Source organism: Halosegnis marinus (assembly GCF_029338355.1).
GTDB lineage: Archaea > Halobacteriota > Halobacteria > Halobacteriales > Haloarculaceae > Halosegnis > Halosegnis marinus.
In genome coordinates this window covers 1,794,712-1,813,263 of the sequence record NZ_CP119802.1, presented here as the reverse complement: position 1 = coordinate 1,813,263, position 18,552 = coordinate 1,794,712, and the positions used below count along the sequence as shown (strand labels likewise).

Sequence of the window (18,552 nt, the reverse complement as noted above, 5' to 3'; positions counted from 1 at the left end):
ACCGGACCACTTGAATCTTGGTAACAGCCCGCGTGTCGTGAAATCACGCGGTTCGTGGCCCGAACGTCAGAATCCGTCGCAGGACGCGTTCGGGTCGGGAGCCGGGCGGGCGGCCCCGCTCAGTAGTTCTTCGCGAAGTACGCGGTCTCCTCGGCGGGGTCGTCACAGACGCCGCAGGTGTCGTGGACGGGCTCCTGCTCCTCGTCGAGCGGGAGCATGACTATCTCCGCCGATATCTGCTCCTTGATCTCGGCCTCGCACGCCTCGTCGCCGCACCAGCCGGTCTTCACGTAGCCGCCGTGCTGGCCGATGGTGCCGAGTATCTCCGAGCGGCCGTGCGCCTCCCGGACGTTCTCCTCCAGGATCTCCTCGGCGGCCGCGTACAGCTTCGCGTACACCGTGTCGAGCGCGTCCTCGACCGACTCGACGATGCCCTCGCGGTCGGCGACGACGTTCTCGCCGTCCGGGCGGTGGACCAGCGTGGCCTCGCCGTCCGCGACCTCGTTGGGGCCGACCTCGATGCGGACGGGGGTCCCCTTCAGCTCCCACTCGTTGAACTTGAACCCGGGGTTGCGCTCGTCGCGGTCGTCGAGGACGGTGCGGACGCCCGCGTCCTCCAGTTCCGCGTACAGCTCCTCGCAGTAGTCGAGCACCTCCTCGCGGGTGTCCTCCTGCCAGATGGGGACGACGACGACCTGCTCGGGGGCGACCGTCGGGGGGAGCACGAGCCCCTGGTCGTCCGAGTGGGTCATGATGAGCCCGCCGAGCGCGCGCCACGAGAGTCCCCACGAGGTCGTGTGGGCGACCTTCTCGTTCTCGTCCTCGTCGCGGTAGGTGAGGTCGTACGCCTCCGCGAAGCCGGTGCCGAGGTAGTGGCTCGTCCCCGCCTGCAGCGACTTCCCGTCGGGCATCAGCGCCTCGACGGTCGTGGTCGTGTCGCCGCCGGGGAACTTGTCGTGCTCGGGCTTGCGGCCCTTCATCCCGGGCATGGCGAGGACGTCCTCGTAGAGCCGGTGGTACTGGTCGAGCCGCGTCATCGTCTCCTCCCACGCCTCGTCCTCCGTTCGGTGGGCGGTGTGGCCCTCCTGCCAGAGGAACTCCTTCGTGCGGAAGAACGGCTTCGTGTCCGTCGCCTCCCAGCGCACGACCGAACACCACTGGTTCAGGCGGAGGGGGAGGTCGCGGTGCGACCGGGTCCACTGGGCCATGTACGGCGTGATGATGGACTCCGAGGTGGGGCGAATCGCCAGCCGCTCCTCCAGTTCCTCGTGGCCGCCGTGGGTGACCCACGCCACCTCGGGGTCGAACCCCTCGACGATGTCCGACTCGCGTTCGAGGTACGACTCGGGGATCATCATCGGGAAGTAGGCGTTGTCCACGCCCGTCTCCTTGAACCAGCCGTCGAGGTTCGCCTGCAGGCGCTCCCACAGCGCGTAGCCGCGCGGCCGGACGACGATGAACCCGCCCATCGGCGCGTAGTCGGCGAGACCCGCCTTCTGGACGACCTCCGCGTACCACTTTCCGGGGCTGTACTCCTTCTGCTCGGTGATACCGAGCTCCTGCTCCTGCTCGCTGTCGCTCATGGTTAGTCGTGTCTCAGTCGGTGCTTAAACACGGTGCGTTTCCGGTCGCGGGGGAGAGAGGGGGGTGGCTACGCGCCACCCGGCGGGCGGCGGTGGCGGACGGCGGCGCGGAGGCGGTCGTCCATACGTGTCCGTTCCACCCCGGGGACGTAGCTCCGTCGGTCGCGTGTGCCACGGTGTCACGGGCTTCTTGGTATTCACCCACAATGTTAATCGCGGTCGGCCGACAACTGCGCGTAATGGCGGAGAAGGAACACGACGCGGCCGCGGCTCCGGACGCCGCCGCCGCGCTCGTGGCCACGCTCCCCGACGCGGTCGTCACCATCGACACGGAGGGGACGATACGGTACGTCAACGACGCGTTCGGCGACCTGCTCGGCTACGACACGGAGGCCGTCGTCGGCGAGCCGGTGACGGAAATCGTCCCCGGCGGACTGGAGCCGCGCCACGATCGGGCGTTCGAACGGTACCTGGAGACGGGCGAGCGCACCATCGACTGGTCGGGCGTCGAGTTCCCGGCGCGCCACGCGTCGGGCCACGAGGTCCCCGTCTCCGTCTCGTTCACCGAGGTGACCGACCGGGACGAGCGGCTGTTCGCCGGCGTGGTCCGCGACGTGTCCGACCGGGTGGAGACGAGGGCGGCCCTCCGGCGCAACGAGGCGATGTTCCGGACGCTCGCGGAGCGCATCGACGCCGTCGTCTGGGTGTACGACCTCCACGAGGAGCGGTACGCGTACGTCAGTCCGGAGTTCGAGACGCTGTGGGGCCGCCCCCGCTCGTTCCTCTACGACGTCGACGGCCTCGACGAGGTGGCGGCGACCGTCCACGAGGACGACCGCGAGGCGGTCGCGGAGGTGTTCCGAGCCGTCGTCCGGGCCGACGACCGGGACGGCGACGTTCCCGACGAGCACGAGTACCGGGTCGTCCGTCCGGACGGGTCGGTGCGGTGGGTGCGCGACAGCCCCGCGCTGGTGACCGACGACACGGGGCCGGCGCGGGTCGTCGGCGTCGCCACCGACGTGACCGCGTACAAGGACCGCGAGGCCCGGTTGCAGGAACACACGGAGACGCTCCGCGCGGACAACGAACAGCTCGACGAGTTCGCGAGCGTCGTGAGCCACGACCTGCGGAGCCCCCTGTCCGTGGCGGCCGGGCGCGTCGAACTGGCCCGCGAGGCACACCCCGACGACGACCACCTCGACGCCGCGGCCGCCGCGCTCGACCGCGTCGAGTCGCTGGTCGGCGGGATGCTCGACGGCCTCCGGGCCGACCGCGGAGCACAGGACACGGAGCCGGTCTCGCTGACGGCCGTGGCGCGCGAGGCGTGGACGACGACCGCCGTCGAGGGCGACCTCGTGGTCGAGGGGGAGTACACCCTGGAGGCCGACCCCGTGCGCCTCCGACAGCTGTTCCAGAACCTCTACACGAACGCCGCCGAGCACGCCGGCCCGGAGCCGACGGTCACCGTCGGCCCCGCCGAGGAGGGGTTCTACGTCGAGGACGACGGGTCGGGCATCCCGGAGCCCGAGCGCGAGTCCGTTTTCGAGATGGGGTACGGCGACGAGGGCGGGACGGGGTTCGGCCTCGCCATCGTGCGCCGGGTCGCGCGTCGCCACGGCTGGCGCGTCTCGGTCGAGGACGCCGACCCCGGCGCGCGGTTCGTCTTCGAGCCGGCGTAGTCAGACGCCCCACGCGATGCGGTCCCACAGCCGCTCGTAGCCGTAGTAGGTGAGCGTCTTCACGACGTTCGTCAGGAGGCCGATGGAGAGCGCGTCCGTCGCGTCGCCGACGACCAGATACGCGACCGTCACCGAGACGAGCACCATCACGACCCGGTAGCAGGCCGTCTTGACGACGGCGCGCTTGCGGTCCTGCAGGGGCGCGCGGAGCCGCGAACGGATGGCCATGGCCGGAGTACGTGAGGCCCCGATAAGAAACCGCTGGCAATTACGATTGAGTGGGAGAGAAACCGTATTCGATTCCTCACACCGCCCCGAGCGCGAGCAGCACCCCCATCCCGACGACGATGGTGGCGAGCACGTCCTCGGTGTAGTAGGCGACGACGGCCGCGACGCCCGCGGCGAGCACGCGGTCGCTCCCGAGCAGGGTCCGGAGGGCCTCGGCCGGCGGCAGGCCGGCCTCGGCGACGGGCACCCCGTCGAGGGTCAACACGGCGGGAACGACGAGCGCGGCCAGCACCGCGGCGGGGACGTAGCCGAGCGCGCGCTCCGCGAGTTCGGGGATGTCAAGCCGCTCGTAGAGAAAGACGAACGACGCGCGCACGGCGAAGGTAGCGACTCCCCCGAGCGCGACGGCGGCCCAGACGACGGCGTCCGTCGCGGTCACCGGCGGACACCCCCGAGCGCGCGGCCGACGGGCGCGGCGAGCAGCCCCGCGAGCACGCCACACACCGCCCCGAGCGGCAGGCCGAGTTCGTACGGGAGGCCCGCGCCGACGGTGGCGAGGGTGCCGCCGACGAGCGCCGCGGCGGCGGTGCCCGCGTCCTCGACGGCGGGGACGAGCAGCGCGAGGAAGACGAGCGGGAGCGCGAAGTCGAGCGGGAGCCACGCCGGCACCCGCGCGCCGACCACGACGCCGACGACGGTGCAGATCTGCCAGACGACCCACAGCGGGGCGGCGACGCCGAGGTAGTAACCGCGCCGGGAGACGCCGTTCTCGCGGAAGCGCGTCAGCGACATGGCGTACGCCTGGTCGGTGAGCAGGTAGGCGACGAGCGCCTTCCAGCGGGCGGCGAGGTCGCGGAAGTGGGGTGCGATGGAGGCGGAGTACATCACCATCCGGAGGTTCACCACGACGACGGTGCCGACGACGACGGCCAGCGGCGCGCCGTCGCCGAGCAGGTCGATGGCCGCGAGCTGGGACGCGCCCGCGAAGACGACGACCGAGAGGCCGACCGCCTGCGCCCCGGTGAGGCCCGCCTCCACGGCGGCCGCGCCCGCGACGAGCCCGAACGGGACGATGCCGAGCAGCACCGGGGCCACGTCGCGGACGCCGGCCAGGAAGTCGTCACGGAGGGTCACACGAACGGCTCCGAGAGCGGCGGCAAGAAGGCTTGCGCTCGCGACAGTCAGCGGACGGCGAAGGGGCTCTCCGTCTCCGTCCACGCCCAGCCCGGCAGGCGCGTCTGGAAGCCCGCGGCGAGCGCGGCGTCGAGGTCGTCGCGGCCCGCGGGGTCATCGGGGTCCCCGTGCGTGTGGACGTCCGCGACGTGAAAGGTCGCCTCCGCGAGCAGCGAGAGCGGTCGGCCGCCGGCGACCGTGGCGGCGAGTTCGCGCCCGAGCACCTCGTCCACGACGAACCCGGGGTAGTCCCCCTCCACGTCGAGGTCCCGCAGCAGGCCCGCGAGCGCCGCGACGTTGACGGCCACGTCGCCGTCCGCGAACACCGCGTCCACCTCCCGGCGATACTCGTCGCGCGTGACGTGGCCCACCTCCGTCGCGAACAGGTCGGCGAGCGTGTCGCGGGTGTCGTTGATGAGCGGGACGATACGGTCGTTGTCGCGGACGCGGTCGCGCTCGGCCGCCACGGCCGCCGGCGTGAGGTGCATACCACGTGATGTTTGCGAAGCCTTTTATAGAGACAGCGGTGTATCCCGGGGTAAGCGGGTTTTCCGGTACGCTGTCCCGCAGTCGCCGGGCGAGGCGGCTCTTTGACCCACATAGTATGAGTCCTGTCACAGCGCGTGCGTCGCGGAGGGACCGGCCCCGAGCGCCGCGCGACACGCCGGAACCCCATTACGACATATGAGCGCAGTAGAGCGGCAACTCGACGACCTACAAGCAGAGATAGAGGAGGAAGTCCCGGCCGACATCACCATCTCGGACGTGACCTACGAGGGTCCGGAGCTGGTGGTGTACACCCGCGACCCCAAGGAGTTCGCCAGCGACGGCGACCTGGTGCGGCGGCTGGCCTCCAAGCTCAGGAAGCGCATCACCGTGCGCCCGGACCCGGACGTGCTCTCGCACCCGCGCGAGGCCGAGGAACAGGTCCGCGACATCATCCCGGAGGAGGCGGGCGTCACCGACCTCGACTTCCACGCCGACACCGGCGAGGTGGTCATCGAGGCCCAGAAGCCGGGGATGGTCATCGGCCGTCACGGCTCCACCCTCCGCGAGATAACGCGCGCCGTCGGCTGGACCCCCGAGGTCGTCCGCACCCCGCCCATCGAGTCCTCCACGGTCTCGAACGTCCGGAACTTCCTGAAACAGGAGCGCGACGAGCGCCGGGACATCCTCGAACGCATCGGCCGGCAGATACACCGCGAGGAGATGTCCGACGACGAGTGGGTGCGCATCACGACGCTCGGCTGCTGTCGCGAGGTCGGCCGCGCCTCCTTCATCGTCTCGACGCCCGAGACGCGCATCCTCGTCGACTGCGGCGACAAGCCCGGCGCCGAGGGCGAGGTGCCCTACCTGCAGGTGCCGGAGGCGCTCGGCGCGGGCGCGAACACCATCGACGCGGTCGTGCTCACGCACGCCCACCTCGACCACTCCGCGCTCATCCCGCTGCTGTTCAAGTACGGCTACGACGGCCCCATCTACTGTACCGAGCCGACCCGCGACCTGATGGGCCTGCTCACGCTCGACTACCTCGACGTGGCGGCCAAGGAGGGCCGCAATCCCCCGTACGGCTCCGAGATGGTCCGCGAGGCCATCAAGCACTGCATCCCCATCGAGTACGGCGACGTGACGGACATCGCGCCGGACGTGAAGCTCACGATGCACAACGCCGGCCACATCCTCGGCTCCGCGGTGAGCCACTTCCACATCGGCGACGGCCTCTACAACGTGGCCTTCTCCGGCGACATCCACTACGACGACACGCGCCTCTTCAACGGCGCGGTCAACGAGTTCCCCCGCGTCGAGACGCTCGTGATGGAATCGACCTATGGGGGGAGAAACGACTACCAGACCGACCAGGAGGACTCCGAGCGCAAGCTGAAGGAGGTCATCAACGAGACCTACGAGCGCGACGGGAAGGTCGTCATCCCGGCGTTCGCCGTCGGGCGCTCACAGGAGATAATGCTCGTCCTGGAGGAGGCGATGCGCAAGGGCGACATCCCCGAGATGCCCGTCCACCTCGACGGGATGATCTGGGAGGCGACGGCCATCCACACGACCTACCCCGAGTACCTCCGCGACGACCTGCGCGACCGCATCTTCCACGAGGACGCCAACCCCTTCCTCGCCGAGCAGTTCAACCACATCGACGGCGGCGAGGAGGAGCGCCAGGACGTCGCCGACGGCGACCCGTGTATCGTCCTCTCGACGTCGGGGATGGTCACCGGCGGCCCCATCATGTCGTGGCTCCGCCACTTCGGTCCCGACCCGAACAACCGCATGGTGTTCGTCGGCTACCAGGCGCAGGGAACCCTGGGACGGCGCATCCAGAACGGCTGGGACGAGGTCCCGATGAGCGGCGACCGCGGGTCGCGCTCGGGCACGCTCACGCTGGAGATGGACGTGAAGACCGTGGACGGCTTCTCCGGCCACGCCGACCGGCAGGGGCTGGAGAACTTCGTCCGCACGATGAACCCCCGGCCCGAGAAGGTACTGTGTGTCCACGGCGACGAGTCCTCGGTACAGGACTTCTCCTCGGCGCTGTACCACGAGTTCAACATGCGGACGTTCGCGCCCAAGAACCTGGAGACGTTCCGGTTCAAGTAGCCGCTCGTTCCTTCCTGTTTTCCCGCGACTCCCCGCGCCGTCGGCCGCCCGGTTCGCGTCTCAGTGAGCCTCGGGCGCGTCGCTCGGGTCCACGACCTCGCCGGTCTCCGGGTAGACCCCGACCTGCTCGCAGAGGTCGCCCATGGGACACGCGTCGGGGTCGTCGAGACACGCGGGTGAGCGCGCGGTGCAGTACTCGCGGCCGAACTGGATGGTCGCGGTGTGACCGAAGCCGCACTTGTCGGCGGGGACCTCGCGTTCGAGCGCCTCGCGCACCGCCTCGTGGTCCGCGTCGGCCGGCGCGAGTCCGACGCGGCGGGCGATGCGGTGGACGTGCGTGTCCACGGGAAACACCCCGCCGCGACCGCCGGCGAAGAGGAGCACGCAGTCCGCCGTCTTGGGGCCGACGCCGTCCATGTCGAGCAGGGCGTCGCGCACCACCTGCGGGTCGGACTCCCGGACGAAGTCGTCGAAGCCCGCTGCGCCCCCGTACGCCTCGCGCACGCGGTCCGCGAGCGCGACGAGGCGCTTCGATTTCACGTTGTAGAGGCCGGCACCGGAGATGGTCTCGGCGAGGGCGTCCACGTCGGCCGCCGCGAGCGATTCGGCGAGGTCGTCGCCGCCGTACCGCGCCATCAGCGCGTCGTGGGCCGGCTGGCTCGCCTTGTCCGAGGTGTTCTGTGAGAGGACGGTCCGGACCAGACACTCGAAGGCCGGCTGGCCGCCGTACGCCTTCCGCCAGTAGCTGTCGCCCAGTCGGTCCACGAACGCCTCGGCGCGCGTTCCCGGGTCGCTCGACTCGAAGTCGGCGGGGACGCCGCCGCCCGCGTCGCCGCCGGAGATGTTCTCGCTCGGTTCGTCCATACCTACCCTTGGACGGCTTCGCGTAAGGGGCTACGCCACCCGGAAGACGCACTCCAGGTCGGCGCCGTCGGCGAGCGCGGCGACGAACTCGCGGTCGAACCCCTCGGCGGCGGTGTCGGCGCCCACCATGACGGTCCGGTCGTCCACGTAGTCGCTCGTGCGCGCGACGAACGAGCGCTCGCCGTCGAAGGTGAGGTCCGGGTGGCCCGACCCGGTGACGACCTGTTCGTGGCCGTCAGCGCGGAGCGTGGCCTCGACGGTCGCGTCGGCGTCGCGACAGGCGGCGACGAACTCGGCGTCGAAGTCGGCGGGGACGCGGTCGGTTTCGACGGCGAGGATACAGTCGCCGGCCGGCGTGAGCCAGTCGTCGCTCGTCAGTTCCCACGTGCTCGCGTGCTCGGCGGTGACGTTCTCGTGGCCGCGCGCGCGGACGACTTCCTCCATACCACCCTTCGAGTGGCCGGCGACTTGAGCGCGCGGCTTTCGGGCCGAGTTCTTTATACGTCCCCCGCGGAGCTTGGTAATCACTAACGTGGCAGGACAGGGGCCGTGCTAGCCGTTTCCAGCCGTCCCGGCCTCGGAAACTTTTAAGTAACCGGCTACTGTACCCGTTACTACCAGAACGCCTCCGGCGTTCAGCATCGCTCGCCGACCAGAATGACAGGGAAACCGCTTGTCCGGACGGTAGCTTTCTTCCGAGAAGCCGATGCTGCGCTCGGAGCGGTAATGGCATAGATCGTAACCATGGCAGACAGTATTGAAGACAGCAAGAACGTACCGCTCACCGACGAAGAACTCGAAACCGACAACAAAGGCCAGCTCATCAAGAAGGCGGGTCAGCTCCGTGACCGACGGAACGACCTGAACCAGATGGCCTCCGAGCGCGCCTCCAAGCGCGACGAGTTCAACGCCAAGACGCGGGAGAAGGTGGACGAGGCACAGGAGCACCGCGAGAAGCGCGACGAGCTCAACGAGCAGGTCCAGGAGCACAAGGAGAAGCGAAACGAGCTCAACGCCAAGGCCAACGAGCTGTTCGACAAGGTCGACCAGCTCAAGGACGACCTCGAACTGAACGAGGGGAAGTCCGTCGAGCAGCTCAAGGAGGAGATCGAGGACCTCGAGTTCAAACAGCAGACCGAGGTGCTCTCGACCGAGGACGAGCGCGAACTCATCGAGGAGATCGAGGAGAAGCGCGAGAAGCTCTCCGAGCGCAAGGAGAAGCTCGACCAGTCGGGCGAGCTGGAGGAGCTCAAGGAGAAGGCCCAGGAGGTCCGCGCGCAGGCGTCCGAGCACCACCAGAAGGTGACGGAGCTCGCGGACGAGGCCCAGGAGCACCACAACCAGATGATCGAGGCCTACCGCGAGGCCGACGAGATCCGCGACGAGGCCGACGAGTGGCACGAGCAGTTCGTCGACGCCCAGGAGGCCGCCGACCGCCACCACGAGGACTTCGTCCGCGTCCAGAAGCGTCTGCGCGAGCTGGACGAGGAGGAGGAGTCCGAGAAGCGCGAGGCCCGCGAGGAGAAGGAGGCCGAGGCCCGCGAGGAGGCCGAGGAGATATACCAGGCCTTCCAGGACGGCGAGACGCTCGACACCGAGGACCTGATGAAGCTGCAGAAGACCGGCCTGCTGTAATCGCACGCGACTTTTCCACGTTTTCCGCCGCCCGCGAGCGGCCGCACCGTCGCGGGGTCGGATTTATCCGCCGGCGCTCCCCACGCGGGGTATGAACGACACATCGGATACCGTCGGCCGCGTCGTCGTGCTCGCGGTCGCGCTCGTCGTCGCGGCGGTCGCCGGCTGGCTCCTGTTCGTCGAGTACCCGGGGAACCTCGCGGACCTGCTCGGCGTCCTGCTCGTGCTCGCCGCGCTCGTCGCCGCGGTCCGACTCGCCGGCAACCTCGCGGCCTCGTGGTTCCCCGACTACAACGTCGCGGAAGTCGCGGTCGAGGGGCCCATCACCCGCGACGGCGGGGGCGGCGGCCTCCCGACCGACCCCGGCGGCACCGGCGCGGACGCGGTGGTCGACCAGCTCGACCGCGCGAACGACGACCCGAACGTCGAGGCGCTCGTCGTGAAGCTCAACACGCCGGGCGGGCAGGTCGTGCCGTCCGACGACATCCGGCTCGCCGCCGAGCGGTTCGACGGCCCGACCGTCGCGTACGCGACCGACGTGTGCGCCTCCGGCGGCTACTGGATAGCCAGCGCCTGCGACGAGCTGTGGGCGCGCGAGGGGAGCATCGTCGGCTCCATCGGCGTCCGCGGCTCCCGCTTCACCGCCACGGAGCTGCTCGACAAGGTGGGCGTCTCCTACGAGCAGTTCACCGCCGGCGAGTACAAGGAGGCGGGCGTCCCCTTCGCCGAGATGGAGGACGACGACCGCGAGTACCTGCAGGGCATCATCGACGGCTACTACGAGGAGTTCGTGGACGTGGTCGCGGAGGGGCGCGGGCTGGACCCCGAGTTCGTCCGCTCGACCGACGCGAAGGTGTACCTCGGCGGCGAGGCGCGCGACAACGGGCTCGTGGACGAGCTCGGCACCCGCGACGACGTGGAGGCGATGCTCGAAGACCGGCTCGGTACCGAGGTCGGCGTCGCGGAGTTCTCGCCGGCACAGGGGCCGCTCGCGCGCCTCCGGGGCGGGGCGGCCTCGCTGGCGTACGCGTTCGGGCGCGGCGTCGCGGACACCGTGGACGGCGACGCGGATTTCCGGCTCTGACGGCTGAAGACTTTTGTCCCGCGGCGGTTTCCCTTCCGACGTGACAACGCTGGTCGTGTGTGTGGACCGGGACGGCGGCCTGGCCGACGAGCCGGTCGTCGGCTGGGAGGCGGTCCGCGCGCTCGTCACCGACGTAGGTATCGACGACCCCGGCGACTCCCGGGTGAACTCGATGCTGGAGGCGCTGAAGGTGGCGCGCGACCTGCGCGACGAGAACGAACCCGCGGAGGTGGCCGTGGTGTCGGGCGCGGGCGACGCCGTCCGCGCGGACCGGGCGGTCGCGCGCGGGCTGGACGACATCGTCGAGCGGCTGAACCCCGACTCGGCCGTTGTCGTCGTCGCGAGCGCGGAGGCCGAGCGGCTCGTCCCCATCGTGGAGTCCCGGCTCCGCGTCGACGCCGTGGACCGGGTGGTCGTCCGCCAGAGCCACGACATCGAGTCCACCTACTACCTGCTCAAGCAGTTCCTCGCCGACGAGGAACTGCGCTCGACGGTGCTCGTGCCGCTGGGCGCGACGATGCTCGCCTTCCCGGTCCTGTTGCTGCTCGCCGACTCGGTGGCGCTGGCCGTCGCGGCCGTCGTCGCCGCGCTCGGCGTCTTCCTGCTGTACAAGGGGCTCGGCGTGGACGACGTCGTGGCCGAGATACCCGGCACCGTGCGGGAGGCGTTCTACTCCGGGCAGGTGTCGCTCGTCACCTACGTCGTCGGCGCGGGGCTGGCGCTCGTGGGCGCGTTCGTCGGCGCCGTCGCGGCCAACGCCGCGAGCGACGCCGGCGTGTTCCTCTCGGCGATGCGGTTCGTCTTCGAGGCCGTCCCGTGGCTGACGACCGCGGCGCTCGCGGCCTCGACGGGCCGGCTCGCGGACGAACTGCTCGCCGACGAGGGGGTCCGCTCCGCGCTCCTCAATCTCCCCTTCGGCGTCGCGGCGGTCGGCCTCGTCGTCCGCGGCTTCGCGGCCTACTTCCTCGAACGCGGCGGCGAGATCGGCGTCGCCCGTATCCCCGAACTCACCCTCGGCCCGGTGACGGTGGCCGCCTTCCCGCTCGGCGGGCTCGAACGGCTCGCCCTCTTCGTCTTCGCGAGCCTCGTCGTCTCCGTCGGCGGGGTGGTGTTCGCCTCCTACGTCGCCGGCCGCGAGATACCCGCCGACCTGCAGAGCCCGTGAGGCGGCGCGACCCGTCAGCGGTAAGTCGGGGCGACGGCTACGGCGGACAATGACCGAGTATCCGTGGGTGAGCCTCTTCTCCGGGGGGAAGGACTCCTCGTGGGCGCTGTACCGCGCGCTCGAAGCCGGCCACCCCGTCGAGCGGCTCGTCACCGTCCACCCCGAGGGCGATTCCTACATGTACCACACCCCGGCGACGCATCTCGCGGGGCTGGCAGCCGAGTCCATCGGCATCGACCTGCTCGACGTTTCGCCCGGCGACTTCGCCGCGGACGAGGCCGCGGAGTCGGGCGCGCAGGGCGACCGGGAGCTCGAACCGCTGGAGCGCGCCCTCGAATCGCTCGCCGACGAGTGGGGCGGTATCGGCGGCGTCACGGCCGGCGCCGTCGAGAGCGAGTACCAGACCTCGCGCATCGAGGCGATGTGCGACCGGCTCGACGCGGAGCTGTTCGCCCCGCTGTGGCAGCGCGAGCCCCGAGCGCTCGCCGACGCGATGCTCGACGCGGGCTTCGAGATACGCATCGTGCAGGTCGCGGCCTACGGGCTCGACGAGTCGTGGCTCGGCCGGACGCTCGACGCCGACGCGCTCGCCGACCTCGAAGCCCTCAACGAGGAGTACGGCGTCCACCTCCTCGGCGAGGGCGGGGAGTTCGAGACGTTCGTGACCGACGGGCCGCACATGGCCCGCCGCATCGAACTGACGTACGACACCGTGTGGGCGGGCGACCGGGGCCACATCGAGGTCACGGACGCGCGGCTGGCGGAGTAGGAAAAACGAAAGCGGAACGGCGGCGCGGGCCGCCGGGCGTTACTGCGTGGTCCGGCTGCTGGGCGTGCCCCGGGCGCTGTAGAGCTGGTACGCGAAGTACAGCTCGTAGATGCCCGCGAGACCCACCAGGACGTACACGAGGAACTCCAGCGTCGGCACGGAGCCGAGGAGGAGGTTCACGACGTTCCAGTTGGCCTCCAGGAACTCGCCGATGCCGACGAGACCCCAGTTGATGGCCCCGACGATGACGAGCACGAGCGATATCCAGTCCACGGCGTTGACCCGGAGACGGCCTTCGGTTTGCATTGTTACACCTCGCTCCGGGTGAGGCGCCGTGAGCGGAAAGTAATAGGCCGCCTACGGGCGGAAAGCTCGCCTTGTCGTGTCGCCCCGCGGTCAGTCCGCGCCGTTCGTCAGCTGCGAGTGGGCACCCAACAGCGCGCCCGCGAGGTCGATGTTCTCGACGCGGGCCTCCTCGTCGACGATGGAGTCGTGTATCTCGCAGTCGACGACCGTCGCGTTCGGGAACACGACGGTGTCCTCCAGCGTCGAGTCGACGACGCGCGCGCCGGACATCACGTGGACGTTCGCCCCGAGCGTCGATCCCGACACCTCGGCGTCGTCGGCGACGAGCGTCCCGCCGTCGAGCGTCCACGCGACGGCCTCCAGGTACGACTCGGGCGTGCCGATGTCGAACCACGCCTCGTCGAACGGGAAGGCGTACACCTCGTCGTGTTCGACGAGCCACTGGACGAACCACCCCGGCTCGTCGGGGTTGTTGCCGTCCGCGAGGTACTCCTCGAAGCGGAGCGCCTCGCGGGGGAAGCCGTAGCAGGCGATGGAGACGAGCGTGCTCGGCGGCTGGGCCGGCTTCTCCCGGAAATCGACGACGCGGTCGCCCTCCGTGTCGATGACGCCGTACGAGGAGGCCTTGTCGAGCGAGCCCACGTCGTACGCCGCGAGGGTCGGCCCGCCCTTCGCCTCGAAGAAGTCCACGAAGTCGGCCACATCGAAGCCGATGAGGTTGTCGCCCGCGACGACCACGAGGTCGTCGTCGATTCCCTCCCTCGCGACCAGCTGGGCCAGCGCGCCGACGACGCCGAACTTCTCGTCCTCCTCCGTCGTGTCCTCGACCGAGAGGACGGGCTTCTCGAACGCGGAGTCGGCCAGATACGCCTCGAACTCCTCGGCGAACGCCTCGTTCGTGGAGACGAACACCTCGTCGATGCGGTCGTCCGCCTCCAATTCCGCGAAGATGCGGTCGATGACGGTCGAGTCGCCGACGGGGAGGAGCATCTTCGGGCGGTGGCGGGTGATGGGCCACAGACGGGTCGCGTACCCGCCCGCGAGGACGACTGCCTTCATGGCTCTGAACCACCCGGGGCGCCGTTAAGGCCTTTTTCATACACTTCCCCGCGCGTCGGACGGGCGTCTGACACAGTTTTTTGTCGAGAGGGCGGAAAGAGGCAGTATGACCAGCCTCACGGAGGTCTACGAGGGAGGCGCCGGCGGGGCCGACCTCCGCCGGCTGTACGCGGGGGTCGGGCTGTTCGGGGTCGGCGCCGTCCTGACCGTCGTCGGCATCGTCGTCGGGACGTCCGCCGGCGGCGGCGGCGTCCTCGGCCTCTCGAAGTTCGGCGCGCGCGAACTGGCCGGCGTCCTCGCCGGCGTGGGCCTGCCCGCCGTCTTCCTCGGGGGGATGACCGTCCTCCCGAAGGCGTCGTGGCGCATCCGCGCGGCCGGGTGGCTCGGCGCGGCCGTCGCGCTCGTCGGCGTCGTCGCCTTCGTCGCCGTCTACCCGAGCAACTGGTTCGGGATGCCGACCGACTACACCCTTCCCGTGACCGCCGTCTACTTCGTCGGCGTCATCACGACGTTCTGGTGTCTGTTCGTCGCCGTCGCGAACTTCAAGGCGCGCAACGACCCCGGCGGTACCGTCCGCCTCGAGGTGACGAAGGAGGGGAAGACCCGCGTCGTCGAGGTGTCGAACGACCGCCTCCGGCAGGGGCTCGGCGGCATCGGCCTGCTCGGCGAGACGCCGGACGGCAACACCCCGACCCAGACGAACGGCCCCGACGCCTCCACCGTCTCCGATGGCGGCGCGGAGGTGACGACGATGAGCGAGCCGACGACCTCCTCCTCCACCGAGTCCGCCCCCGCCGGCCCGGACCGCGTCTCCACGCGCCCGAACCGCGGGGCGACGGAGTCGGACGCGGGCCGCTCGCGCTCCGGCCCGCGCCCCGACGACGCCTACTGCGGCAACTGCAGCGAGTTCAGCTACGTCCGCACCGACGACGGCCTCGCGCCGTACTGCGGCCTCCACGAGGAGGTCATGGACGACATGGACGCCTGCTCCGAGTGGCGGCCCAACACCGACTAGAGCCCGGCGAGCGTCTCCTCCACGCGGTCCCAGTGTGACCCCTTCCAGAAGTACTGTCCGCAGGAGCGACAGCGCCACGCCTCGGTTTCGTCGGGGGCGGGCGCGTACTCGGGGACCTCGGCCCCGGGGGCGACGGCCTCGACGGGGCCGTTGCACGCGCCGCAGTGTGCCGGCTCCGCGGCGACGGCGAGGGGGAGGCCCGCGTCGGCGAGTTCGCGCAACTGTCCCTCGACCCCTCTGTCGGTGAGCAGGACGCCGCGCTCGCCGGCCCGGTCGGCGAGTTCCCGGTCGCGGGTGAGGAGCGTCCGGCCCTCGTCGCGCGCCAGTGCGAGCAGGCGGTCGTCGGCCTCGACGCCCCTGTCGAGCGCGTACGCCGCGTCGTACCCGCAGAAGCGGAGGTAGGTGGCGAGCTTCCCGCACATGACGTCGAGCAGGAACGGCGGGTCCGGCCGCTCGGGAGCCATCTCAGCGGTCCTCGCCGTAGACGAGGCTCGTCCGGCGGGTCGCCTCGTAGGACGCCGTGCTCCACGGCTTCGTCTCCCGAACGTGCGTCCGGACCTCCGCGAGGCGGTCGCCCGCGGCGGGGTCGCGGTCCGTCTCCGACACGGTGTAGGCGGTGACGCTCCACGTCGCGTCCCCCGAGTCGCCGAACCGGACGGTCCAGCGACGGCCGGACGGCGTCGTCTCGCTGCCGAGGCGCACCGCCGCTGACTCCCCCTCGTCCGGCCGCCGGAAGTTCGTCCCGCCGGTCACGGTGGTCGCGTCGCTCACGTGTTCGACGCCGAGTTCGGCGAGCCGCCAGCCGTTGTTCGCGTGCTGGTTCTCCCCGGGAATCAGCCGGTGGTCGGTGAGGAGGTGGAGTTCGGTCCGGTCGCCGGCCGGGCGTTCGTGGACGGCGGCCGAGACCCGGAACGCGCCGTTCGGCGGGTCGGCGTCGACCGACCGCTCGGCCGTGGCGACGACCGTCGCGTCCTCGGGGGCAGTCGGCGTGTCCCCCTGCGTCGCCGGGTCGAGCGCGTCGCCGGTCGAACAGCCGGCGAGCGCGGTCGCGCCCGCGGCCGCCGCGCCGGTCAGGAGCGTGCGTCTGGAGGGCATCGTCGGGGGAAGCGGCGTCGCGGGCATAGGTCTTCCCGCTACAGGCCGAGGAAGTCGGCCACCCCGTCGGCGTCGCGCGCGTTGAGCACGTCCGCGGCCTCGGCCCACCCGCGCCGGGCGGTGTGGACGCCGAACCGGAGGTAGTCGAACGCGGCCGGCCGGTGGGCGTCGGTGTTCACGGCGATGGTCGCGCCGGCATCGACGGCGGCCTTGACGTAGCCGCCCCGGAGGTCCAGCCGGTGGGGGTTGGCGTTGATCTCGAGCGCGGTGTCGTTCGCGGCGGCGGCCGCGGCGACCGCGTCGATGTCGATGTCCAGCCCCGCCCGACGGTTGAGCAGGCGGCCGGTCGGGTGGCCGAGGACGTTCACCGCGGGGTGTTCGGCGGCGGCCACCAGCCGGTCGGTGCCGTCGCCGTCGAGCGCGGCGTGCGGGGAGGCGACGACGCAGTCGAGTTCCGCGAGCACGTCGTCCGCGACGCTCACGCTCCCGTCGGCGGCGATGTTCGCCTCGACCCCGGTGAACGCCCGGACCTCGCTGTCGGCCGCGCGCACCTCCTCGGCGACGGCGAGCAGTTCGTCATCGGAGACGCCGACCCCGCCGACCATCCCCGGCCCGGTGGCGTGGTCGGTGACGGCGAGGTAGTCGTGGCCGAACTCGGCCGCGCCCGCGAGCATCCCCGCGACCGACTCGTCGCCGTCGGAGGCGTCCGTGTGGGTGTGGAGGTCGCCCCGCAGGTCGCCGAGCGCCACGAGGTCGGGGAGGTCGCCCGCGTCGGCGGCGGCGACCTCGCCGCGGTCCTCGCGCAGTTCGGGAGGAATGAGAGGGAGGTCGAGCGCCTCGTACATCGACGCCTCCGTCCCGCCCGCGACGCGCTCGCCCACCCGCTGGCCGGCGTCGGGGTCCTCGACCCCCGACACGTCGAAGACGCCGTACTCGTTCACCTTCAGGTCGCGCTCGATGGCGCGGTTGCGCAGGACGATGTTGTGGTCGCGGCTCCCCGTGAAGTACTGGAGCGCGGCGCCCCACTCCGCCTCCACGACCACCCGGAGGTCCACGCGCATCCCGTCGGCCCGGAGGCTCGCCTTCGAGGTCCCCGCCTCGATGACCTCCGCGTCGAACTCGGTGAAGTGCTCCACGACCGCCTCGCCCGCGTCGCTGGCGACGAGCACGTCCACGTCGCCGACCGTCGGCCGCCACCGACGAAGGGAACCGGCGGTGTCGGCGGCCGTCACGGCCCCGTGGTCGCGCAGGTGGTCGAGGACGCGCTCCGCGAGCGGCTGTGCCTCGCCCAACAGCGCCCGCTCGTGGCTCTCGCGGGCGAACTCGATGTTGTCGAGGATGTTCTCCTCCGTCTTCGGGCCGAACCCCTTCACCTCCCGTATCTCGCCGGCCTCCGCGGCGGCTTCGAGGTCGTCGAGGTCGCGGACCCCGAGCGCCTCGTAGAGGTCCGCGACGGTCTTGGGACCGACCCCCTCGACCCGCATCAGCGCCCCGATGTCGACCGGCAGGTCGTCGCGGAGCTCCTCCAGTTCCGCTATCTCCCCGGTCTCGACGTACTCGACGACCTTCGCGGCGATGGCCTCCCCGACCCGGTCTATCTCTTCGACCGCGTCCCGCCCCCGCTCGGCGAGGGTCTCGATGGCGACGGTGTGCCCGCGGATGTTGTCGGCCGCCTGCCGGTAGGCGCGCGGCTTGTACTCGACGCCGAGCGCCTCCAGCCGGTCGGCCATCTCGTCCAGCCGGTCGGCCACCTCCGCGTTCCGGCTCATCGGCCACCCAGCCGGGAGCCGCTCTCCTCGCCGAGCGCCTGCTTGAGGAAGTTCATCCACCGCTTGGTGTCCATCGCCTCCTGGCGGTCGCGCTCCGTCTCGATGCCCGCGGGGTTCAGCGATTCGAGGGCGTTGAGCGCGCGGTCGATGCCGATGACGGCCGCGGCGAGGGCCTCCCCCTCCTCGAAGTTCACCTCGTCCTCCTCGATTCGCTGTTTCCGCTGGAGGCGCTCGCGCCGGAGGTTCTTCTTCGCCCGCTCGACGCGCTCGCGCTCGCCCGCGGGGACCGTGTCGCGCCGCTTTATCTCGAAGACGAACGAGCGCAGGTCGATCTCCTCCCCCTGCACCTCGATGCGTTCGGGGATCTCGGCGCCGACGGTGGCCGACTCCCGCCCGATGCGTTCGAGCAGTATCTCCCGCTCGTACTCCTTCATTGGCCGGAGCGAGGGGCCGTGGGACCAAAATACGCCCGCCCGGCGGGGGAGGCGAGGAAACATAAACGATATACTGCGATAGCAAAT

20 protein-coding genes are annotated in these 18,552 nt (G+C 70.8%); 7 read left to right on the top strand and 13 right to left on the bottom strand.

What is annotated here, in order from left to right; all coding sequences use genetic code 11:
- Positions 1-119 precede the first annotated feature (119 nt).
- Positions 120-1,583: a proline--tRNA ligase gene (gene proS, locus P2T37_RS10075; protein WP_276233796.1), complete on the bottom strand. Its 1,464-nt coding sequence runs from the start codon at positions 1,581-1,583 to the stop codon at positions 120-122.
- A gap of 239 nt (positions 1,584-1,822) precedes the next feature.
- Here proS and P2T37_RS10070 point away from each other — a divergent pair, with 239 nt between their 5' ends.
- The gene (locus P2T37_RS10070; protein ID WP_276233795.1) at positions 1,823-3,262 is read left to right on the top strand and encodes a PAS domain-containing sensor histidine kinase; all 1,440 of its coding nucleotides are present in this window, start codon (positions 1,823-1,825) and stop codon (positions 3,260-3,262) included.
- On the opposite strand, the gene P2T37_RS10065 is transcribed toward P2T37_RS10070, so the two are convergent.
- The 4 genes from P2T37_RS10065 to P2T37_RS10050 all read right to left on the bottom strand — a co-directional run bounded on the left by P2T37_RS10065 (position 3,263) and on the right by P2T37_RS10050 (position 5,151).
- Complete coding sequence (locus P2T37_RS10065) at positions 3,263-3,490, bottom strand: DUF2061 domain-containing protein (RefSeq protein ID WP_276233794.1); 228 nt, start codon at positions 3,488-3,490, stop codon at positions 3,263-3,265.
- A gap of 76 nt (positions 3,491-3,566) precedes the next feature.
- Positions 3,567-3,929, bottom strand: coding sequence for an AzlD domain-containing protein (locus P2T37_RS10060; RefSeq protein ID WP_276233793.1), 363 nt, complete (start codon positions 3,927-3,929; stop codon positions 3,567-3,569).
- On the bottom strand, positions 3,926-4,624 hold the full coding sequence (locus P2T37_RS10055; protein WP_276233792.1) for an AzlC family ABC transporter permease: 699 nt from the start codon (positions 4,622-4,624) through the stop codon (positions 3,926-3,928). Before P2T37_RS10055 ends, P2T37_RS10060 begins: the two co-directional genes overlap by 4 nt.
- Positions 4,625-4,671: 47 nt before the next feature.
- Complete coding sequence (locus tag P2T37_RS10050) at positions 4,672-5,151, bottom strand: DUF7984 family protein (RefSeq protein WP_276233791.1); 480 nt, start codon at positions 5,149-5,151, stop codon at positions 4,672-4,674.
- Positions 5,152-5,347: 196 nt separating this feature from the next.
- Between P2T37_RS10050 and P2T37_RS10045 the strand changes: the two genes are divergently transcribed.
- Complete coding sequence (locus tag P2T37_RS10045) at positions 5,348-7,270, top strand: beta-CASP ribonuclease aCPSF1 (protein WP_276233790.1); 1,923 nt, start codon at positions 5,348-5,350, stop codon at positions 7,268-7,270.
- 60 nt (positions 7,271-7,330) lie between these two features.
- Here P2T37_RS10045 and P2T37_RS10040 read toward each other — a convergent pair whose 3' ends face one another.
- Together P2T37_RS10040 and P2T37_RS10035 are read right to left on the bottom strand one after the other, a co-directional pair.
- The gene (locus P2T37_RS10040) at positions 7,331-8,134 is read right to left on the bottom strand and encodes an endonuclease III domain-containing protein (RefSeq protein ID WP_276233789.1); all 804 of its coding nucleotides are present in this window, start codon (positions 8,132-8,134) and stop codon (positions 7,331-7,333) included.
- A 30-nt stretch (positions 8,135-8,164) separates the two neighbouring features.
- Positions 8,165-8,578, bottom strand: a complete 414-nt coding sequence (locus P2T37_RS10035) for a DUF371 domain-containing protein (protein ID WP_276233788.1) — start codon at positions 8,576-8,578, stop codon at positions 8,165-8,167.
- Between the two features lie 300 nt (positions 8,579-8,878).
- Between P2T37_RS10035 and P2T37_RS10030 the strand changes: the two genes are divergently transcribed.
- From P2T37_RS10030 to P2T37_RS10015, 4 genes are all read left to right on the top strand, one after another.
- Positions 8,879-9,769, top strand: coding sequence for a coiled-coil protein (locus P2T37_RS10030; RefSeq protein ID WP_276233787.1), 891 nt, complete (start codon positions 8,879-8,881; stop codon positions 9,767-9,769).
- A 91-nt stretch (positions 9,770-9,860) separates the two neighbouring features.
- Positions 9,861-10,853, top strand: a complete 993-nt coding sequence (gene sppA, locus P2T37_RS10025) for a signal peptide peptidase SppA (protein ID WP_276233786.1) — start codon at positions 9,861-9,863, stop codon at positions 10,851-10,853.
- A gap of 40 nt (positions 10,854-10,893) precedes the next feature.
- Positions 10,894-12,018 (top strand): DUF373 family protein, encoded by a 1,125-nt coding sequence (locus P2T37_RS10020; RefSeq protein WP_276233785.1) that lies wholly within the window; start codon positions 10,894-10,896, stop codon positions 12,016-12,018.
- Positions 12,019-12,067: 49 nt separating this feature from the next.
- Complete coding sequence (locus tag P2T37_RS10015) at positions 12,068-12,787, top strand: diphthine--ammonia ligase (protein WP_276233784.1); 720 nt, start codon at positions 12,068-12,070, stop codon at positions 12,785-12,787.
- Positions 12,788-12,826: 39 nt separating this feature from the next.
- Here the strand turns inward: P2T37_RS10015 and P2T37_RS10010 are convergent, their stop codons facing one another.
- A complete protein-coding gene (locus tag P2T37_RS10010; RefSeq protein ID WP_276233783.1) occupies positions 12,827-13,093 on the bottom strand; it encodes a DUF378 domain-containing protein in 267 nt (88 codons plus the stop codon).
- Between the two features lie 90 nt (positions 13,094-13,183).
- On the bottom strand, positions 13,184-14,152 hold the full coding sequence (locus P2T37_RS10005) for a nucleotidyltransferase family protein (RefSeq protein WP_276233782.1): 969 nt from the start codon (positions 14,150-14,152) through the stop codon (positions 13,184-13,186).
- Positions 14,153-14,258: 106 nt separating this feature from the next.
- Here P2T37_RS10005 and P2T37_RS10000 point away from each other — a divergent pair, with 106 nt between their 5' ends.
- Positions 14,259-15,167, top strand: a complete 909-nt coding sequence (locus P2T37_RS10000) for a cell division protein CdpA domain-containing protein (RefSeq protein WP_276233781.1) — start codon at positions 14,259-14,261, stop codon at positions 15,165-15,167.
- On the opposite strand, the gene P2T37_RS09995 is transcribed toward P2T37_RS10000, so the two are convergent.
- Genes P2T37_RS09995 through P2T37_RS09980 form a run of 4 tightly spaced genes read right to left on the bottom strand, consistent with a single transcriptional unit; the run spans position 15,164 to position 18,465 of the window.
- On the bottom strand, positions 15,164-15,631 hold the full coding sequence (locus tag P2T37_RS09995; protein WP_276233780.1) for a Mut7-C RNAse domain-containing protein: 468 nt from the start codon (positions 15,629-15,631) through the stop codon (positions 15,164-15,166). The two genes, P2T37_RS10000 and P2T37_RS09995, sit on opposite strands and share 4 nt — an antisense overlap.
- A gap of 1 nt (position 15,632) precedes the next feature.
- The gene (locus P2T37_RS09990; protein WP_276233779.1) at positions 15,633-16,262 is read right to left on the bottom strand and encodes a hypothetical protein; all 630 of its coding nucleotides are present in this window, start codon (positions 16,260-16,262) and stop codon (positions 15,633-15,635) included.
- Between the two features lie 38 nt (positions 16,263-16,300).
- A complete protein-coding gene (locus P2T37_RS09985; RefSeq protein ID WP_276233778.1) occupies positions 16,301-18,031 on the bottom strand; it encodes a helix-hairpin-helix domain-containing protein in 1,731 nt (576 codons plus the stop codon).
- The gene (locus tag P2T37_RS09980) at positions 18,028-18,465 is read right to left on the bottom strand and encodes a DUF5788 family protein (RefSeq protein ID WP_276233777.1); all 438 of its coding nucleotides are present in this window, start codon (positions 18,463-18,465) and stop codon (positions 18,028-18,030) included. The genes P2T37_RS09985 and P2T37_RS09980 overlap by 4 nt, the downstream gene beginning before the upstream one ends.
- Between the last annotated feature and the right edge of the window lie 87 nt (positions 18,466-18,552).